At 63.5% G+C, this 18,412-nt stretch carries 18 protein-coding genes and 1 pseudogene; 3 read left to right on the forward strand and 16 right to left on the reverse strand.

All coding sequences use genetic code 11. From position 1 onward, the window contains the following. Together X742_RS141110 and X742_RS01000000171005 are read left to right on the forward strand one after the other, a co-directional pair. Positions 1–708, forward strand: a 708-nt coding sequence (locus X742_RS141110) for a tyrosine recombinase XerC (protein ID WP_023775421.1), incomplete at its 5' end; no start/stop codon positions are given. Between the two features lie 62 nt (positions 709–770). Further along, positions 771–1,845: pseudogene (locus X742_RS01000000171005) on the forward strand (TraB/GumN family protein). A gap of 747 nt (positions 1,846–2,592) precedes the next feature. On the opposite strand, the gene lpdA reads toward X742_RS01000000171005, so the two are convergent. From lpdA to mdh, 12 genes are all read right to left on the reverse strand, one after another. Continuing rightward, on the reverse strand, positions 2,593–3,999 hold the full coding sequence (gene lpdA, locus X742_RS141105) for a dihydrolipoyl dehydrogenase (RefSeq protein WP_031248735.1): 1,407 nt from the start codon (positions 3,997–3,999) through the stop codon (positions 2,593–2,595). A 23-nt stretch (positions 4,000–4,022) separates the two neighbouring features. After that, positions 4,023–4,778, reverse strand: coding sequence for an SDR family oxidoreductase (locus X742_RS141100; RefSeq protein WP_023775425.1), 756 nt, complete (start codon positions 4,776–4,778; stop codon positions 4,023–4,025). Then, on the reverse strand, positions 4,775–5,281 hold the full coding sequence (locus X742_RS141095) for a hypothetical protein (RefSeq protein WP_245275657.1): 507 nt from the start codon (positions 5,279–5,281) through the stop codon (positions 4,775–4,777). The genes X742_RS141100 and X742_RS141095 overlap by 4 nt, the downstream gene beginning before the upstream one ends. A gap of 39 nt (positions 5,282–5,320) precedes the next feature. Continuing rightward, entirely contained in the window at positions 5,321–6,598 is a 1,278-nt protein-coding gene (gene odhB, locus X742_RS141090; protein ID WP_023775427.1) for a 2-oxoglutarate dehydrogenase complex dihydrolipoyllysine-residue succinyltransferase, read from the reverse strand. 32 nt (positions 6,599–6,630) lie between these two features. Continuing rightward, the gene (locus tag X742_RS141085; RefSeq protein WP_023775428.1) at positions 6,631–9,615 is read right to left on the reverse strand and encodes a 2-oxoglutarate dehydrogenase E1 component; all 2,985 of its coding nucleotides are present in this window, start codon (positions 9,613–9,615) and stop codon (positions 6,631–6,633) included. A gap of 144 nt (positions 9,616–9,759) precedes the next feature. Then, complete coding sequence (gene sucD / locus X742_RS141080) at positions 9,760–10,662, reverse strand: succinate--CoA ligase subunit alpha (RefSeq protein ID WP_023775429.1); 903 nt, start codon at positions 10,660–10,662, stop codon at positions 9,760–9,762. A 20-nt stretch (positions 10,663–10,682) separates the two neighbouring features. Continuing rightward, on the reverse strand, positions 10,683–11,099 hold the full coding sequence (locus X742_RS1000000173485) for a PIN domain-containing protein (protein WP_084569702.1): 417 nt from the start codon (positions 11,097–11,099) through the stop codon (positions 10,683–10,685). Then, positions 11,026–11,331, reverse strand: coding sequence for a hypothetical protein (locus X742_RS1000000174505; protein ID WP_032925105.1), 306 nt, complete (start codon positions 11,329–11,331; stop codon positions 11,026–11,028). Before X742_RS1000000174505 ends, X742_RS1000000173485 begins: the two co-directional genes overlap by 74 nt. 83 nt (positions 11,332–11,414) lie before the next feature. After that, positions 11,415–11,912, reverse strand: coding sequence for a DUF1579 family protein (locus X742_RS141075; RefSeq protein ID WP_023775431.1), 498 nt, complete (start codon positions 11,910–11,912; stop codon positions 11,415–11,417). Between the two features lie 3 nt (positions 11,913–11,915). Beyond that, positions 11,916–12,287 (reverse strand): cupin domain-containing protein, encoded by a 372-nt coding sequence (locus X742_RS141070; protein ID WP_023775432.1) that lies wholly within the window; start codon positions 12,285–12,287, stop codon positions 11,916–11,918. Positions 12,288–12,291: 4 nt separating this feature from the next. Next, positions 12,292–13,485, reverse strand: coding sequence for an ADP-forming succinate--CoA ligase subunit beta (gene sucC / locus X742_RS141065; RefSeq protein WP_023775433.1), 1,194 nt, complete (start codon positions 13,483–13,485; stop codon positions 12,292–12,294). A 48-nt stretch (positions 13,486–13,533) separates the two neighbouring features. After that, the gene (mdh, locus tag X742_RS141060) at positions 13,534–14,502 is read right to left on the reverse strand and encodes a malate dehydrogenase (RefSeq protein WP_023775434.1); all 969 of its coding nucleotides are present in this window, start codon (positions 14,500–14,502) and stop codon (positions 13,534–13,536) included. Between the two features lie 213 nt (positions 14,503–14,715). On the opposite strand from mdh, the gene X742_RS141055 reads away from it, so the two are divergent. Then, positions 14,716–15,144 (forward strand): GNAT family N-acetyltransferase, encoded by a 429-nt coding sequence (locus X742_RS141055; RefSeq protein ID WP_023775435.1) that lies wholly within the window; start codon positions 14,716–14,718, stop codon positions 15,142–15,144. Between the two features lie 73 nt (positions 15,145–15,217). On the opposite strand, the gene X742_RS141050 is transcribed toward X742_RS141055, so the two are convergent. From X742_RS141050 to ftsY, 4 genes are all read right to left on the reverse strand, one after another. Continuing rightward, complete coding sequence (locus tag X742_RS141050; RefSeq protein ID WP_023775436.1) at positions 15,218–15,757, reverse strand: NADPH-dependent FMN reductase; 540 nt, start codon at positions 15,755–15,757, stop codon at positions 15,218–15,220. Positions 15,758–15,793: 36 nt separating this feature from the next. Further along, a complete protein-coding gene (locus X742_RS141045; protein ID WP_023775437.1) occupies positions 15,794–16,414 on the reverse strand; it encodes a pyridoxamine 5'-phosphate oxidase family protein in 621 nt (206 codons plus the stop codon). 19 nt (positions 16,415–16,433) lie between these two features. After that, positions 16,434–17,108 carry a septation protein A gene (locus X742_RS141040; RefSeq protein WP_023763224.1) on the reverse strand — a complete coding sequence of 225 codons (675 nt, stop codon included), beginning with the start codon at positions 17,106–17,108 and terminating at the stop codon, positions 16,434–16,436. 55 nt (positions 17,109–17,163) lie between these two features. After that, the coding region (gene ftsY, locus X742_RS141035) for a signal recognition particle-docking protein FtsY (protein ID WP_031248738.1) at positions 17,164–18,412 on the reverse strand (1,249 nt) is incomplete at its 5' end.

Consider the following 18,412-nt stretch of genomic DNA (forward strand, 5'->3'; position numbering starts at 1 on the left):
CATGCCGGCGCCGGCGCCCGCACGCTTGGCCGTGGCCTGGCCGGCATTCGTTCACTGCTGCGGTTCCTTGAGCGGCGCGGCCTCGCCAATGCGGCTGGTGCCGCGGCCTTGCGAGCGCCACGCCAGCCCAAATCGCTGCCCAAGCCCCTGACGGCGAGCGATGCCAGGCACGTGGTCTCCGTCGAGGGGCAACTGGCGGAAGAACCCTGGATCGCCGCCCGCAACGCCGCCGTGCTGACGCTGCTTTACGGCTCGGGCCTGCGCATTTCGGAAGCGCTTGGCCTCGCCGCCGCCGACCTGGCGTCGGAAGCCGACACCGTCCTGCGCGTCACCGGCAAGGGCGGCAAGACACGGCTGGTGCCGGTACTGCCGGTGGCGCGCAGGGCGATCGCCGAATACCGCCGGCTCTGCCCCTATCATCTCGATCCGAAGGGCCTGCTGTTTCGCGGCGCGCGCGGCGGCCCGCTCAACCCGGCCATCATCCAGCGTGACATGGCGAAGCTGCGTTCGGCGCTCAACCTGCCGGAGACGGCGACGCCGCATGCCTTGCGCCATTCCTTCGCCACCCATCTGCTCGGCCGAGGCGGCGATCTGCGCACCATCCAGGAACTCCTGGGCCACGCCAGCCTGTCAACGACGCAGATCTATACCGGCGTCGACACCGCAAGGCTGCTCGAAATTTACGAATCGGCCCATCCCAGGGCATGAACCTTTCAATTTTGCCCTCCCGATTAACGGTTTTGCCGCTTTTCAGTCCTAGGAATGGGACCATGAAACGTGTCATTGCCATCGCCGACCGTGCGGCTTCCGTCTCGCTGAAACTGCTTGTGGCGCTCAACGTGCTGTTTTTCCTGTCCTTCCTTGCTGTCCTGCTGTTCGCCGTCGGCAGGGCGCACGCGGAAATTCCGACCTGTACCGGCGCCGACATGCTGTCCGCCTTGCAGAAGAACAACCCTGCCACCTACGGCAAAATCGAGGCCGAGGCGGCTGCCACGCTGAACGGCAAGGGGCTGCTGTGGAAGCTGGAAAAGTCAGGCGAACAGCCATCCTACCTGTTCGGCACCATGCACATGACCGATCCGCGCGTCACCACGCTGCCGGCCTATGCGCAGAAGGCCTTCGATGCAGCCGGCACCCTCATCATCGAGACCACCGACGTGCTCGACAAGCAGAAGATGATGACGNATGACGGCGATGCTGAAGGAGCCGGACCTGATGATGTTCACCGACTCCACGACGCTTTCGTCACTGCTGTCGCCGGACGAAGCGGCGGCCATGAACGCCGCGCTCGACGCGCGCGGCATCCCGCCGGCGACAGTCGCCAAGATGAAGCCGTGGATGCTGTCGGCCATGATGGCGCTTCCGGCTTGCGAGCTCGCCCGCCAGTCCAGCGGCGCGCCGGTGCTCGACGTGAAGCTGGCGGAGAGCGCCAAGGCGGCCGGCAAGCCGGTGGAAGGATTGGAAACGGCCGAGAGCCAGCTGCGCGCCATGGCTTCGCTGCCACTCGCCTTTCACATGAAGGGTCTGGTCGACACGCTGAAGCTGGGCGACAAGGTCAACGACATCAACGAGACCATGATCGTGCTTTACCAGCGTGGCGACACCGGCATGTTCTGGCCGCTGTTCCGCGCCGCCATGCCCGAGGAGCAGGACGACCCCGCGGGCTACGCCGCCTTCGAGGAAACCATGATCACCAGCCGCAACAAGGTGATGGTCGATCATTCCGAGCCGATCCTGGCCAAGGGCAACGCCTTCATGGCGGTCGGCGCGCTGCATCTGCCCGGCCCAGAGGGACTGGTCGAGGATTTCCGCAAAGCCGGCTATACTGTCACCGCCGTCAATTGAGTCGGACGGCAGCGGAGGCACGCAAACGCCGCGTTTCCGGCGTTTTCCTCCGCTAGAGTGAAACCCATTCAACGGTTGCGCGTTGATGGATGTTGATTGACCTTTTTCATTTTCCCGGAGGACACATTTATGGCGAACACACCAAATCCAAACGATCCGTACAATTCTACCACCAATGCCCCTCGGCCGAGCGGCGGTGGCGGCAGCCCCTGGCTGATTGCATTGGTCGTCGTCATCCTGGCGATTGTCGCGTATTATGTTTTCGGAAGAAGTGGCGAGCACCCGGCACCCGCCGAACCGCCAGCGGCCAGCACACCGGCTCCGGCGCCCGCGCCGGCTGAACCGATGAAGCCCGCCGAACCGGCCAAGCCAGCGCCCGCTCCTGCGCCGGCTCCTGCTCCTGCTCCTGCGCCCGCCCCGGCTCCTGCACCAGCGCCGGCTCCCGCACCAGCGCCTGCGCCGGCCAACTGATCGGCTCGAATCAAAAAAAGCGAACGGCCCGCTGAAAGGCGGGCCGTTTTGTTTTGGGTGATGACCGTTGGGGGGTCTTTGGCGCCAAGCCACCCCCGCGCGTTCGTCATCCTCGGGCTTGACCCGAGGATCCATGCCGCGACCTCGGCCGAGGAATGCAGCGGACCAGAATTCCGCACCGCAGGAGCGCTCTGAAGTCACGGCATGGAGCCTATGGTCTACGCCGCGTCGCTTCGCTCGTTGTTCCGCCATAGTACGACGAAGCGTTGGGCACCCTTAGATGTGGATCGGCTTGAAGAAGGTGGCCAGCGCCGCTTCCTTCACCGCTTCCGACATCGTCGGATGGGCGTGGCAGGTGCGGGCCAGATCTTCCGACGAGCCGCCGAACTCCATCAGCACCGCCGCCTCATGGATCATCTCACCGGCGCCGAAGCCGACGATATGGACGCCGAGCACGCGGTCGCTTGTCTTGTCGGCCAGGATCTTCACGAAACCGTCGGTATGCAGCATGGCGCGCGCGCGGCCATTGGCGGTGAAGGGGAATTTGCCGACCTTGTAGTCGATGCCGGCCTTCTTCAGCTCTTCCTCGGTCTTGCCGACCGACGCGATCTCCGGACTGGTGTAGACGACGCTCGGAATGACGTCATAGTTCACATGTCCGGCCTGGCCGGCGATGGTCTCGGCCACCGCCACGCCCTCGTCCTCGGCCTTGTGCGCCAGCATCGGCCCGGCGATGACGTCGCCGATGGCGTAGATCCCGGGAACATTGGTCCTGAGATGCCCGTCGGTCTTGATCCGGCCGCGCTCGTCGACCTCGACGCCGGCTTCCTTCAGCCCGAGGCTGTCCGAAAAGGCACGGCGTCCCGTCGAGATCAGCACGGCATCGGCCTCGATGGTCTCGACCGCGCCACCCTTGACGGGCTCGAAGGTAACGGTCGCGCCCTTCTTGGCCTTGGCGACGCCGGTCACCTTGGCGCCGAGCTTGAACTCGAAGCCCTGCTTGGAGAGCAGCCGCTGGAACTGTTTCGACACCTCGCCGTCCATGCCGCCCAAAATGGTGTCGAGGAACTCGACCACAGTGACCTTGGCGCCGAGCCGTGCCCAGACCGAGCCGAGCTCGAGGCCGATGACACCGCCGCCGACCACCACCAGATGGCCCGGCACCTTCTCCAATGACAGAGCGCCCGTCGACGAAACTATGACCGTCTCGTCGAAGTCGACCTTGACGCCGGGAATGCCGGCGACATCGGACCCGGTGGCGATGACGATGTTCTTGGTCTCGATCTCCTCGACCTTGCCGTCCTCGCCGGTCACCGAGACCTTGCCTGCGGCGACCACCTTGCCGGTCCCGCGGAAGGCATCGATCTTGTTTTTCTTGAACAGGAAGGCGACGCCATTGACGTTGGACGACACCGTCGCATCCTTGTGCGCCATCATTTTCTTCAGGTTCAGCTTGGGTGCCGGGATTTCGACGCCGAGCGTGTCGAAGGAATGGCCGGCCTCGGCGAACATTTCCGAGGCATAAAGCAGCGCCTTGGACGGGATGCAGCCGATGTTGAGGCAGGTGCCGCCGAAGGTCGCGTTCTTTTCGACCACCGCGACCTTCAGCCCAAGCTGTGACGCCTTGATGGCGCAGACATAGCCGCCCGGTCCGGAGCCGATGATAACCACGTCATAAGCCATGTTTGTTTCCCTTTGCTTGGGGTTCAGCGGCCGCCGCTGACATTCAGGATCGCGCCCGTCGTATAGGACGCGGCATCGGATAAAAGATAGAGGACCGCACCGGCGACTTCATCCGCCGTGCCCGCCCTTTTCATCGGCAGCAGATCGCGGAACCGCTCTATCCGGTCCGGCTGGCCTCCGGAGGCGTGGATCTCGGTGTCGATGATGCCCGGCCGCACCGCATTGACGCGAATGCCTTCCAGCGCCACTTCGCGGGCAAGCCCGATGGTGAAGGTGTCGATGGCGCCCTTGGAGGCGGCATAGTCGACATATTCGCCCGGCGAGCCTAGCGTCGCCGCCGCCGACGAGATGTTGACGATCGCACCGCCCGACCCGCCATGCCGCGTCGACATGCGCTTGACCGCCTCGCGGGCGCACAGGAACGAGCCGATGACATTGATGCGCATCATGCGTTCCAGCCGCGAAACATCCATCTCGTCGACGCGCGCCTTGACGTCGACGATGCCGGCATTGTTGACGAAGGCGTCGAGGCGGCCAAAGGCGCGGTCGACGGCGCCGAACATGGCCACGATATCGGTTTCCTTGCCGACATCGCCCCTGACGGCAACGGCTTCGCCGCCGCCGTTCCTGATCTCGGCGACCAGCGCATCGGCGGCGGCCTTGTTGGAGGCATAATTGACCGCGACGCGATAGCCCGCCTCCGATCCCAATCGGCAGATGGCGGCGCCGATGCCGCGGCCGCCGCCGGTGACCAGCAGCACTTTTTGCGTCGCGCTCATTCCTGGCATCCCTTCATCGCGAACACATCGGATGGCACTTTCGCAAATCCGCCGCCGCCATACGCCCGGGATTGCCTAAGCACCGGCCCGAGATCGGGCAGGATCAGCGTCTTCGGCGCCTCGACACCCTCGGCCGGCAAAAGCCCGACAGTGCCCTTGTCGTCGGACGTGTAGATGACGCCGTTCCACAGCGTGCAGGCGGCAAGCTCCTCGCCGGTCACGTCGCCTTCCGGGCACTTGTACATCAGCGCGCCGTTCGGCCGCGCAACATCCGTGGTCCACGTGACGATGCCGTTCAGCACCACATTGTTGTCGAGGATCAGCCGGAACGTGTTGGTGACAACAGCCGATGTGCCGGTCGGGGTAAAATCGATCTCGCCGCCACTCTGGACGTCGCCATAGACGGCAAGCTCGATTGGACAGGCGGCCTGGGCGGCTGCGGTAGCCATCACGATACCGGCCATCAACACAACCGGTTTGGTGGCTCCAAGCAAACGGGCCATCATTGGCCGCTCTTTGCCGCAAGCCGCCATCCGACCGCCTCAGAGATCGAGCACCAGCCGTTCCGGATCCTCCAGGCTTTCCTTGACCCGCACCAGGAAGGTCACGGCTTCCTTGCCGTCGACGATGCGGTGATCGTAGCTGAGCGCCAGATACATCATCGGCCGGATCACGATCTGGCCGCCGACCACGACCGGCCGGTCCTGGATCTTGTGCATGCCGAGAATGCCCGACTGCGGCGCATTGAGGATGGGCGTCGACATCAGCGACCCGTAGACGCCACCATTGGAGATGGTGAAGGTGCCGCCCTGCATGTCGGCGACCGACAGCTTGCCGTCGCGCGCGGCGATGCCCAGCCGGCCGATATCCTTCTCGATCTCGGCGATCGACATCTGGTCGGCATCGCGCACGACCGGAACCACGAGACCCTTTTCGGTGCCGACCGCGACACCGATATGGGCATAGTTCTTGAAGATGATGTCGGTGCCGTCGATCTCGGCATTGACCGAGGGGATTTCCTTCAGCGCGTGGGTGACGGCCTTGGTGAAGAAGCCCATGAAACCGAGCTTCACGCCGTGCTTCTTCTCGAAAACCTCCTTGTACTTGGTCCTGAGCGCCATCACCGCCGACATGTCGACTTCGTTGAAGGTGGTCAGCATGGCGGCGGTAGACTGCGCCTCCTTCAGGCGGCGCGCGATGGTCTGGCGCAGCTTGGTCATGCGCACGCGCTCCTCGCGCGATGCATCGTCGCCCGACGACGGCGCCCGAACCGCGATCGGTGCCGGCGCTGCCTTTGGCGTCTCGGCCGGCTGCGACGGCGCACCCTTGGAGATGGCATCCAGCACGTCGCCTTTCAGCACCTGGCCCCGCTTGCCCGAGCCGGAGAGCTGGTCGACCGACAGATTGTTCTCGGCGATCAATTTTGCCGCCGCCGGCGCCGGCGGCATGGTGCGCGGCTCGACCGGTCCGGCATCGCCGGCAACCTTGGCGGTCTCGGCCGCGGCCTGCTTGGTGGTGGATGCCGCGTCAGGGCTGGACGCCTGCGCGACCGCTTGCGGCTTGGTCGCGGGACCAGCCGCGCCACCGGCCGAAATCGACCCGAGCAGGGCGCCGACGCCGACCGTCTCGCCTTCCCCAACTGTGATTTCACCGAGCGTCCCGGCGGCGGCGGCGGGCACCTCTATCGTCACCTTGTCGGTCTCGAGCTCGACCAGCGGCTCGTCCGCGGCAATGGCATCGCCGACCTTCTTGAACCATTTGCCGACGGTCGCTTCGGTGACGGATTCGCCGAGTGTGGGAACGCGGATTTCGGTAGCCATTGTGCCTGTCCGTTCTTTCGGTTCTGTTCTGCTTATTCGCCGAGCGCGTCTTCGAGCAAGGCGGCGAGCTGGGCGAGGTGCTTCGACATCAGCCCGGTAGCCGGCGACGCGGCCGCCGGACGGCCGGTGTAGCGCACCCGCTGATGCTTGGCGTCGATATGCGCCAGCACCCATTCCAGATACGGATCGATGAACGACCAGGCACCCATGTTCTTGGGCTCCTCCTGGCACCACACCATCTCGGCGTTGCGGAAGCGTGACAGCTCGGTGATCAGCGCCTTGGCCGGGAACGGATAGAGCTGTTCGACGCGCAGCAAATAGATGTCGTTGATGCCGCGCTTCTCGCGCTCCTCATAGAGGTCGTAATAGACCTTGCCCGAGCACAGCACGACGCGGCGGATCTTGGAATCCTTGGTCAGCTTGATCGCCTGGTTGGGCAACAGCTGGGCATCGTCCCACAGCAGCCGGTGGAACGAGCTTTCGCCCGAGATTTCCGGCAGCGTCGACACCGCCCGCTTGTGGCGCAGCAGCGACTTCGGCGTCATCAGGATCAGCGGCTTGCGGAAGTCGCGCTTCAGCTGCCGGCGCAAGATGTGGAAGTAGTTGGCCGGCGTCGTGCAGTTGGCGACTTGCATATTGTCTTCGGCGCAGAGCTGCAGGAAGCGCTCCAGCCGGGCGGAAGAATGTTCCGGGCCCTGGCCTTCATAGCCATGCGGCAGCAGGCAGACGAGGCCAGACATTCTGAGCCACTTGCGTTCGCCCGACGAGATGAACTGGTCGAACACCACCTGGGCTCCGTTGGCGAAGTCGCCGAACTGCGCCTCCCACAGCGTCAGCGCCTTCGGCTCGGCCAGGCTGTAGCCATATTCGAAGCCCAGCACCGCTTCTTCCGACAGCATCGAGTTGATGACTTCGTAACCGGCCTGCGCCGCCGACAGATTGTTGAGCGGGATGTAGCGGGTCTCGTCGCGCTGGTCGTAAAGCACGGAATGGCGCTGCGAGAAGGTGCCGCGCTCGGAATCCTGGCCAGAAAGCCGGATCGGATTGCCGTCGAGCAGGATCGCGCCGAAAGCCAGCGCCTCGGCCGTCGACCAGTCGATGCCTTCACCGGACTCGATCGCCTGGCGCCGGTTTTCGAGGAAGCGGATGATCGTCTTGTGCGCTTCGAAACCCTTCGGCACCTCGGTCAGCTTCTTGCCGATTTCCTTCAGTGTCTTGACCGGTACCGCGGTCTTGCCGCGCCTTGTCTCGTCCTGGTTGTCGGCCGTGCGCAGGCCTGACCAGGCGCCGTCGAGCCAGTCGGCCTTGTTTGGCTTGTAGTGCTGGCCGACTTCCCATTCGGCTTCCAGATGCGCGCGCCAGTCGGCCTTCATCTGATCGAGCTCGGCCTGGGTGATGTGCCCTTCAGTGATCAGGCGATCGCCATAGATCTGCACTGTCGTCTTGTGGGTGCGGATGTTGCTGTACATCAGCGGCTGGGTGAAGGCCGGCTCGTCGCCCTCATTGTGGCCGAAGCGGCGGTAGCAGAACATGTCCACGACCACCGGCTTGTGGAATTTCATGCGGAACTCGATCGCCACCTTGGTGGCGTGCACCACAGCCTCCGGATCGTCACCATTGACGTGAAAGATCGGCGCCTCGATCATCTTGGCGACATCGGACGGATAGGGCGATGAGCGCGAGAAGCGCGGATTGGTGGTGAAGCCGATCTGGTTGTTGATGATGAAGTGCAGCGTGCCCGCGACGCGGTGGCCACGCAGGCCCGACAGGCCGAGGATCTCGGCGATCACGCCCTGGCCGGCGAAGGCGGCGTCGCCATGCAGCAAGAGCGGCAGCACCTTGGCCCGCTCTTCCAGCGGCACGATCTCCTCGCGGCCGCGGCCGAACAGGGAATCCTGCTTGGCGCGCGCCTTGCCCATCACCACGGGATCGACGATCTCCAGGTGCGAAGGGTTCGCCGTCAGCGACAGGTGAACCTTGTTGCCATCGAACTCGCGGTCCGACGAGGCACCGAGATGGTACTTCACGTCGCCCGAGCCCTCGACCTCGTCGGGGGCCGCCGAGCCGCCCTTGAATTCGTGGAAGATGGCTCGGTGCGGCTTGGCCATAACCTGAGAAAGCACATTGAGGCGGCCGCGATGGGCCATGCCGAGCACGATCTCCTTCATGCCGAGCTGGCCGCCGCGCTTGACGATCTGCTCCAACGCCGGGATCAGCGATTCACCGCCGTCGAGACCGAAGCGCTTGGTGCCCTTGTACTTGACATCGATGAACTGCTCGAAGCCTTCCGCCTCGACCAGCTTCTGCAGGATCGCCTTCTTGCCGGTGGCGGTGAACGAGATCTCCTTGTCGGCGCCCTCGATACGCGCCTGGATCCAGGCCTTTTCCTCGGGATCGGAAATATGCATGAACTCGACGCCGAGCGTCGAACAATAGGTGCGGGTGAGAATCTCCAGCATCTGCCGGATGCTGCCGAATTCGAGCCCTAGCACATTGTCGAGGAAGATCGGCCGGTCGTAGTCGGCTTCGGTGAAGCCGTAATTCTCCGGCGACAATTCGTTGTAATCCTCGAGCGTGTTGATGCCGAGCGGATCGAGATTGGCGTGCAGATGGCCGCGCATGCGGAAGGCGCGGATCATCATGATGGCGCGCACGGAATCGCGTGTCGCCTGGTGCACATCGGCGTCGGACAGCACGACACCGTTGGTGACGGCCTTGTCCTTGACCTTCTTTTCCAGGTGCTTCTCGACGATGCCCCAATTGCCGTCCAGCGCCGACACCAGCTCGCCATTGGCCTGCAGCGGCCAGGAAGGTTTCGCCCACGAAGCGCCCTTGGCGTTCCTGCGCACATCGCCGGCATCGTCCTTCAGCCCGGCGAAGAACTCCTGCCANTCGGGATTGACCGAGGCGGGATCGTCCTCATACGCCGCGTAGAGCGCGTCGATGTAATCGGCATTGCCGCCATAGAGGAAAGAGGTAAGCGAAAATTGGTCGTTGGCCTGATCTTGTCTTGCCATGTCGTTTCAGCGGAGCCTGGCTCCGTCTCCTTTCGAGGGAATAGTGAGTAGCCGGTAGTGAGTGGAAAATGGAATTTTCGGCTCAGCTGCTACTCACCCGTTCTTCCCTTCTTCACTACTGACTACCTGCTACTCACTACTGCCTTAACCCTTGATCGCCTCGACCAGCGTCGTGCCCAGCCGTGCCGGCGACGGCGAGACTTTTATCCCGGCCGATTCCATCGCCGCGATCTTGTCTTCCGCGCCGCCCTTGCCGCCGGAGATGACCGCGCCGGCATGGCCCATGGTGCGGCCCGCCGGCGCGGTGCGCCCGGCGATGAAGCCGGCCATCGGCTTCTTGCGACCACGCTTGGCTTCGTCCTTGAGAAACTGCGCGGCGTCTTCCTCGGCCGAACCGCCGATCTCGCCGATCATGATGATCGACTTGGTCTCTTCATCAGCCAGGAACATCTCGAGCATGTCGATGAACTCGGTGCCCTTGACGGGGTCGCCGCCGATGCCAACGGCAGTGGTCTGGCCGAGGCCGACATTGGTGGTCTGGAACACAGCCTCATAGGTAAGTGTTCCCGAGCGCGAAACAACGCCGACCGAGCCCTTGCGGAAGATGTTCCCGGGCATGATGCCGATCTTGCATTCGTCAGGGGTAAGCACGCCCGGGCAGTTCGGTCCGATCAGTCGCGAGGCCGAGCGATCGAGCCGCGCCTTGACCTTGATCATGTCCATCACCGGAATGCCTTCGGTGATGCAGACGATCAGCGGGATCTCCGCCTCGATCGCCTCGATGATGGCTTCCGCGGCGCCCGCCGGCGGCACGTAGATGACGGAGGCGTTGGCGCCTGTCTTTTCCTTGCCTTCGGCGACAGTGGCGTAGATCGGCAGGCTCTCGCCTTTCGAGCCCGTCCAGGTCTCGCCACCCTTCTTGGGATGGATGCCGCCGACCATCTTTGTTCCGTGATAGGCCAGCGCCTGCTCGGTATGGAACGTACCGGTCTTGCCGGTCAGGCCTTGCACCAGCACCTTGGTGTTCTTGTCGACGAGAATGGACATGAGTGATTACGCCTCTGAATTCAGCGATTACAAGAAAGGATTGACGGCTCGGACCGAGCCATAAACCTGGTTGTGGTTGAGGTNTAGAAAATCGGCGCGCCGAGATACCCGGCCGCTGCGAGAAGCGCGGCGTCGTAGTAGTGAATTCCGTAACGTCGCGCGAGGTCCAGTCCCGCGCGAACATAGCTTTCATCGACAGGTACCAACGGGCAGGTGCCGAGGAGGACCAGCCACCGATCGAGCAGATCATCGCCAAGTAGGGATTTCCCACGCGCCACTGCGGTGAATTCGGCCAAAGTCTGGCCCGACACGCCAAAGACAGTGCTCGATACCAGCTCTTCAGCGATTGGCGCGCGGCGCGGATCACGATTCTTCTCCGAAGCCGCGTAGATCAGGACGTTCGTGTCGAGAAAGCAATCGATCTTCCCGGTCGGCATAGGCGTCCCTTCGATCCCACTTGTAAGGGGTGTCGGCGCTATCGCTCCGTTTCGCGGCCTCGTCCATGAGCCGCTTCATTCCCGCTTTGGCCCAGGCAATCCGGTCTTCCTGCTCGACTTCGTGCGCAAGCAGGGAACGAACGAGGGCGTTGAGCGTCGTCTTGCGGCGCTCGGCAAGGCCTCGCGCCTTTTCGAGCAGAGCCTCGTCCATGGCCAGGGTGACGTTCTTCATCGTCCATCTCCACATAAATACACAGCCATAATATGTGTGTTTATGTGTAATTCTTCAACAGCCTTGCGCAGGATCTCCATCGATCAGCCTTCCCTCAACTCGGAAGGCAAAACGCGCCGGTAGAGGGCTCTCACCATGTCTTGCCAGGCATCGCTGCCGATCGGCTGAAACTCCAACCGCATGCGATAGCTGTCACCGCCATTGAAATCGTAACTCACGCGCGCGGCTCCGCGCGACGATGAGCGCAGCAGCGTCAGTGTGTTGCCATCCCACGTGCCTGTCGCCGGCGACACCGGCACAAAGCCCATCGAATCGAACTGATGCATGGTGAAGAGGCTGTTCTGCTGGTCGAAGCCGAACACGCAGTGCGACCCGAACGAGATCGTACCGTCGCGGCGCTGGCGATAGCGCTGCACCACGAACTGGCCGCCGAACTCAGCCTGCGCCAGCACTTCGGACGTCGCTGGGCCGCCATCGGCCCATTGCGTGTCCGAGACCTCTTCCTCGCCGCGCCACGCGCCGACCAGCGCCTGCAAGCGCTGGTGACCGTCAGAGAGCGAGGAGAAGGAGGCCGCGTTCATCGGTCAGAGCCGCTTCAGATCGGTGACCGTCAGGCCGCTCTTGGCATTGCCGGTGTTGAGTGTCGTCGCCGGTTCGAACATCAGAACCACCGGCTCCGATGTCAGCGAACGCGGGCGATGCTCGACGCCCCGCGGCACGACGATGAAGTCGCCCTCGCCGAGCTCGACCGGCCCGTCGCGGAAATCGATGGCGATCCTGCCGCGCAGCACGAGAAAAGCTTCGTCCTCATTGTCATGCGCGTGCCAGTCGAAGACCTCGCCGAACTTGGCGACCTTGGCCTGGCTGTCATTGACGTCGCCGGCGATATGCGGATCGAACACCGCGGTTATCTTCTGATCCGCCGCCTCAACCAGGTTTATCTTGCGTGGAGGCACCGGATCAGCCCTTCACCGCCGCCACGATCTTCTTGGCCGCATCGTCAAGATCGTCGGCCGAAACCACGTTCAGGCCGCTGTCGTTGATGATCTTCTTGCCGAGCTCGGCATTGGTGCCTTCCAGGCGCACGACCAGCGGCACCTTGAGCCCGACTTCCTTGACCGCGGCGATCACGCCCTCGGCGATGATGTCGCACTTCATGATGCCGCCGAAAATGTTGATCAAGATGCCCTTGACCGCCGGATCCCTGGTGATGATCTTGAACGCCGCCGTCACCTTCTCCTTGGAAGCGCCGCCGCCGACATCGAGGAAGTTGGCGGGCTCGGCGCCATAGAGCTTGATGATGTCCATCGTCGCCATGGCAAGGCCGGCGCCGTTGACCATGCAGCCGATATTGCCGTCGAGCGCGACATAGGCGAGGTCGTATTTCGACGCCTCGATCTCCTTCTCGTCTTCCTCGGTGGTATCGCGCAGTTCGAGCACATCGGGGTGGCGAAACAGCGCGTTGTTGTCGAACGACACTTTCGCGTCGAGCACGCGCAGGCGGCCGTTCCTCATCACGATCAACGGGTTGACCTCGAGCAGGCTCATGTCCTTTTCGACAAAGGCCTTGTAGAGGATCGGGAACAGCGTGCCGCCATCCCTGGCCGCGTCGCCGTCGAGCTTCAGCGCGTCGTTGAGCGCCTTGACGTCCTCAGCCGTAACGCCCTTTTCCGGATCGATGGCGACGGTGATGATCTTTTCCGGCGTATCGTGCGCGACACCCTCGATGTCCATGCCGCCCTCGGTGGAGACGACGAAGGCGATGCGGCCGACCGAGCGGTCGACCAGAATGGAGAGATAGAGTTCGCGCTCGATGTCGGCGCCGTCCTCGATATAAAGGCGGTTGACCTGCTTGCCGGCCGGGCCGGTCTGCTTGGTCACCAGCGTGTGGCCGAGCATCTCATTGGCGTTGGCGACGACCTCGGCCACCGACTTCGCCAGCCGCACGCCGCCCTTGGCATCGGGGCCGAGCTCCTTGAATTTGCCTTTGCCGCGGCCGCCGGCATGGATCTGGCTCTTGACCACATAGAGCGGGCCGGGCAGCGCTTGTGCCGCGGCTTCCGCCTCGCTTGCCTTGAAAACCGGCACGCCTTCGGCCACCGGCGCGCCAAAGCTCTTCAGCAGCGCCTTGCCTTGATATTCATGGATGTTCATCGGGAACTATCTCCAGGGTCGTTTTGCCGGGGTGACGTTTGGGCGGGGTTACTTCGAGGCGAGCTGCGGCGCGATCTTGACGCAGGCCTCGGTCAGGCCCTGCACGGTCGCCACCGATGCCTCGAACATCTTCTGCTCGGCCTTGTTGAGGTCGATCTCGATGACGCGCTCGACACCGCCGGCGCCGATCACCACGGGCACGCCGACATAGGTACCCTTGACGCCATACTGACCGGAGAGGTGTGCTGCGCAAGGCAGCACGCGCTTCTTGTCCTTGAGGTAGGATTCGGCCATCTGGATCGCCGAGGCCGCCGGCGCGTAATAGGCCGAGCCGGTCTTCAGCAGACCGACGATCTCGGCGCCGCCGTCGCGGGTGCGCTGCACGATCTGGTCGAGCTTTTCCTTCGAGGTCCAGCCCATCTTGATCAGGTCGGGAAGCGGAATGCCCGACACCGTGGAATAGCGGATCATCGGCACCATGGAATCCCCGTGGCCGCCGAGCACGAAGGCGGTGACGTCCTCGACCGAAACCTTGAATTCCTCGGCCAGGAAGTAGCGGAAGCGCGCGCTGTCGAGCACGCCGGCCATGCCGACGACATGGGTCTTGGGCAAGCCCGAAAACTTCTGCAGCGCCCACACCATGGCGTCGAGGGGATTGGTAATGCAGATGACGAAGGCCTTCGGCGCGTACTTCTTCAGCCCTGCGCCAACCTGCTCCATGACCTTCAGGTTGATGCCCAGCAGGTCGTCGCGGCTCATGCCCGGCTTGCGCGGGACGCCGGCGGTGACGATGCAGACATCGGCGCCCTCGATGCCGGCATAGTCGTTGACGCCAGTCAGCCGGGAATCGAAACCATCTACCGGCGACGACTGCGCGATATCGAGGCCCTTGCCTTGCGGGATACCCTCGGCGATATCGAACAGGATCACGTCGCCGAGATCCTTGAGACCGATCATGTGGGCGAGTGTGCCGCCGATCATGCCCGAGCCGATCAGCGCTATCTTGTTGCGTGCCATGTGAGGATGATTTCCCTTTGTCTGTGACGCGCCAACACGGCGTCGAGGAAGAGGCCGGACCGCTGCGGGGAACCGCGAATTTCCCGCACCCAATAGCTCTGGTGCGGAATAAATTCAAACGATTATTTCGACCCCTGCATTTTCAATCGGTTAGTGTGTTCGGGATTTACGTAAACGTCAAAGTTTGTAAGCCTACTTGGGAGAATTTACACAATGGCGGTTGAGATCAGAAGGCTATATCCGGGAGATGACGCCCTTGTGATGCGGATTGCCGACGACGTGTTCGACGAGCCGGTGCGGCCCGATCGCCTTGCCAGCTATCTCGCGCAATCGGGCCATTTCATGATCGTGGCCCTGGCCGAGGACGTTGTCGTCGGCCAATGCGCGGCGATCATGCACCGCCATCCGGACAAGGCGCCCGAACTCTATGTCGACGAGGTCGGCGTCTCGCCAGCTTTCCAGCGCCAGGGAATCGCGCGCGGAATGCTCGACGCCATGTTCGCGCTCGGCCGTGAGCAAGGCTGCGAAGAGGCATGGGTCGGCACCGAGCCGGACAATCTGCCTGCCCGCGCACTTTACGGGGGGCGCAAGGAGGCGCATGACGAGGCGGAGACCTTTGTGATGTACGTTTATCGGCTGTAGCGATTGGCCGACGCCTCCGGTCCTTCCAGGACGACGACACGACGGCGTCCGCTCAGATTTGGCACGAGTCCGCTCAAATTTGACGCGAGCGGATGAACGCCGCGAAGGCTGACAGGCCATCGCGAATTGCCCGCACGTTTGCCGGCTCTCCCAGAATGCTATCAACCTCCGCCGGCTTCTTGCCGAGGAGCGAAACCTCGAGCATGGCCTCGTCGCAAAGCGCGAACGACATGGTCCGCATGATCTCCGCCAGCGCCGCGCGGGCGTAGAGCGAGCGTGGCGAGGCGTGCGCCAGCATCGCGGGCTTCCCGACGGCGGCGTCACGCGAAACCAGCCAGTCGAGCGCATTCTTCAGCCCGCCAGGCACGCCATGGGCATATTCGGGACAGGAGACGATGACACCGTCCGCGCCGGTGACGGCCTCGATCAGATCGGAGACGTCGCGCGGCGTCCGCTCACCCTCGTCGTCGGGGTTGAAGATCGGCAGCCGGCCAAGCCCGTCATAGACGGTGACGCGACAGCCCGCTGGCGTGTTCAGCGCCAGTGCCGCGACCAGGGCTGAATTGGTGGAGGCCGCCCGCAGGCTGCCGGATATCGCAATGAGGTTGAGCAAGGCGGACCAGTCCAGACGAATCGGGGGCCGAGAACCCTACCACATCGTCTGTTTGTACTCGCCGTCCAGCCAGCGGTCGGTCGCCTCGGCCGAATCGGCCAGTGCCAGCTGGTCGCGCAGGATCTGGCCGAGCGTCGGCAGCGTGGCGCGATCATGCCAGCTGTCGGGCTTCCACAAATCGGAGCGCATGAAAGCCTTGGCGCAATGCATATAGGCGGCCTTGACCACGATCACGATGACGCTTTGCGGCTCCCTGCCGTCGACCGCAAGGCGCTCGCGCAAGGTGGCATCGACGGTGATGCGGGCATCGCCATTGACGCGCAGCGTCTCGTTCATGCCTGGGATGAGGAAGAGCAGCCCGACCGAGGGATTGCGGATGATGTTTTCAAGAGTATCCAGCCGATTGTTGCCGGGCCGGTCAGGGATGGCGATGGTGTTCTCGTCGAGAATGGCGGCGAAGCCGGGCTTGTCGCCTTTCGGGGTGACGTCGGCATTGCCTTCGCCGTCGGACGAGCCGATCAGCACGAATGGGCTCTTGCCGATGAAGGAGCGGCAATGGGCGTCGAGCGCCTTCAATTCCTTGCGGATCGAGCCATCGGTCGGGCGCGGCGTCTTGTAGATCGTCCGCAGCTCCTCCTGGGTGGTGACGAATTCCATGGCTCTCCCCTTTGCAACCTTATTTGCCGACTTTCTCTTCGCCGCCGGCCTTGTCGTCCAGCGAGTGGCGCAGGATCAGCGGCATCTGGCTGAAGGTGAACAGAAGCGTGATCGGCATGATGCCCCAGACCTTGAACGTAACCCAGGCGTCGGTGGAAAAATTCCGCCAGACGACTTCGTTGACGAGGGCCAGGAACAGGAAGAACAGGCCCCAACGGAAGGTGAGCTTGCGCCAGCCTTCGGCATCGAGCTTGAATGCGGACTCGAAGACATAGCCGAGGAGCGAGCGGCCGAAGTACAGGCCGCCGAGCAACACGCCGCCGAACAGCGTGTTGACGATGGTCGGCTTCATCTTGATGAAAACGTCGTCCTGCAGATAAAGCGTCAGCGCGCCGAAGATGAAGACGACGACCCCCGACACCATCGGCATGATCGGCAAGGTGCGGGTGAGCAGCCATGAGGCGATCAGCGCGATCGCGGTTGCGGCCATGAACAGGCCTGTGGCGACGAAGATAGGGCCGCCGAATTCAGCCAGCACGGGCAATTTCTGCGTCAGCCACTCGCCGCGCGCATTGGCGAAAAAGAAGACGAGCAGCGGCCCAAGCTCCAGCGCCAGCTTGAGCACGGGATTGATGCCTTCCTTCTTCTCTTTCTGCGGGTCGGACGGATCGCGTTCGAGAATGGGTGGGTTCATGGTTTCCTTCTAACGCACGCTCATCCGGAAGCCTCACTTCCGGCAACATGCCTGTTCAAGCCACTCCAGCGATCGCCCTGGCGAATTCGCTTGCGGAAAACGGTTCGAGGTCGTCGACCTGTTCGCCGACGCCGATGAAATAGACCGGCAATTTATGCTTTGCCGCGATCGCCACCAGAATACCGCCCCGCGCCGTGCCGTCCAGCTTGGTCATCACCAGGCCGTTGACGCCGGCGATATTGCGGAAGATCTCGACCTGGTTGAGTGCGTTCTGGCCGGTCGTGGCGTCGACCGTCTGCAGCACGGTGTGCGGCGCTTCGGGATCGAGCTTGCCCAGCACGCGGACGATCTTTTCCAGCTCCGCCATCAGTTCGGTCTTGTTCTGCAGCCGGCCGGCGGTGTCGATGATCAGCACGTCGGAGCCGGCTTCCTTTGCCCGTTCGAAGGCATCGTATGCGAGACCGGCGGCGTCGGCGCCGAGCTTGGAGGCAATGACGGGCGACTTCGTGCGTTCGCCCCAGATCTTCAGCTGTTCGATCGCGGCGGCGCGGAACGTGTCGCCGGCGGCCAGCATCACCGACAGGCCGCCATCGGTCAGCTTGGCGGCGAGCTTGCCGATGGTCGTGGTCTTGCCGGTGCCGTTGACGCCGACCACCAGGATGACATGCGGCTTGTGCGAGAGGTCGAGCTCGAGTGGCTTCGCGACCGGGGCGAGCACCTTCTCCACCTCGGCCGCCATGACGGCGCGCACGTCGGTATCGGAAACATCCTTGCCGTAGCGGCTGGCGGCCAGTGAATCGGTCACGCGCAGCGCCGTTTCGACGCCGAGATCGGCGCGGATCAGCACGTCCTCCAGGTCCTGCAGCGTCTCCTCGTCCAGCTTGCGCTTGGTGAAGACGCCGGCAATGTTGCCGGTCAGTTCGCGCGAGGACCGGGCTAGCCCGTCCCGCATGCGCTGGAACCAGGTTTGCCTCGGCGCCGGTTCCGGCGCCTTCTGCGGCTCGGCCTTCTGCTCGACCTTCCTGGCGACCGTCACCTTGCCGGGAACGGGTTTTGGCTCCCGGGCGGGCTGCGGAACCGGTTGAGGCTCGGGCGCGACCTCGGCAATGACCGGCTGCGTCTCGACCGGTGCAGGCTGGCGAATAGGCGGGGCGATTTCAGCTGGTGGAGCTTCGAGCGTCGCTTCGACGACAAGTCCGCGCTGTCCTTCATGCTCTCCCCGCAAACCGGGCGAGGACGGCGCTGAAGCCCCTTCCTTCGCCCCGTCCCTATACGGGGAGAAGGTGCCGGCAGGCGGATGAGGG

Source organism: Mesorhizobium sp. LNHC229A00 (genome assembly GCF_000502415.1).
Classification (GTDB): domain Bacteria; phylum Pseudomonadota; class Alphaproteobacteria; order Rhizobiales; family Rhizobiaceae; genus Mesorhizobium.

Excerpts from the sequence above, each read along its gene's own strand:
- X742_RS141100 (WP_023775425.1), bottom strand. The coding sequence starts at position 4,778 with ATGAGCGCGACGCAAAAAGTGCTGCTGGTCACCGGCGGCGGCCGCGGC.
- odhB (WP_023775427.1), bottom strand. The coding sequence starts at position 6,598 with ATGGCTACCGAAATCCGCGTTCCCACACTCGGCGAATCCGTCACCGAA.
- X742_RS141055 (WP_023775435.1), top strand. The coding sequence starts at position 14,716 with ATGGCGGTTGAGATCAGAAGGCTATATCCGGGAGATGACGCCCTTGTG.
- X742_RS141045 (WP_023775437.1), bottom strand. The coding sequence starts at position 16,414 with ATGGAATTCGTCACCACCCAGGAGGAGCTGCGGACGATCTACAAGACG.
- X742_RS1000000174505 (WP_032925105.1), bottom strand. The coding sequence starts at position 11,331 with ATGAAGAACGTCACCCTGGCCATGGACGAGGCTCTGCTCGAAAAGGCG.
- sucC (WP_023775433.1), bottom strand. The coding sequence starts at position 13,485 with ATGAACATCCATGAATATCAAGGCAAGGCGCTGCTGAAGAGCTTTGGC.
- sucD (WP_023775429.1), bottom strand. The coding sequence starts at position 10,662 with ATGTCCATTCTCGTCGACAAGAACACCAAGGTGCTGGTGCAAGGCCTG.
- X742_RS141075 (WP_023775431.1), bottom strand. The coding sequence starts at position 11,912 with ATGAACGCGGCCTCCTTCTCCTCGCTCTCTGACGGTCACCAGCGCTTG.
- X742_RS141040 (WP_023763224.1), bottom strand. The coding sequence starts at position 17,108 with ATGAACCCACCCATTCTCGAACGCGATCCGTCCGACCCGCAGAAAGAG.
- lpdA (WP_031248735.1), bottom strand. The coding sequence starts at position 3,999 with ATGGCTTATGACGTGGTTATCATCGGCTCCGGACCGGGCGGCTATGTC.
- X742_RS141095 (WP_245275657.1), bottom strand. The coding sequence starts at position 5,281 with ATGGCCCGTTTGCTTGGAGCCACCAAACCGGTTGTGTTGATGGCCGGT.
- mdh (WP_023775434.1), bottom strand. The coding sequence starts at position 14,502 with ATGGCACGCAACAAGATAGCGCTGATCGGCTCGGGCATGATCGGCGGC.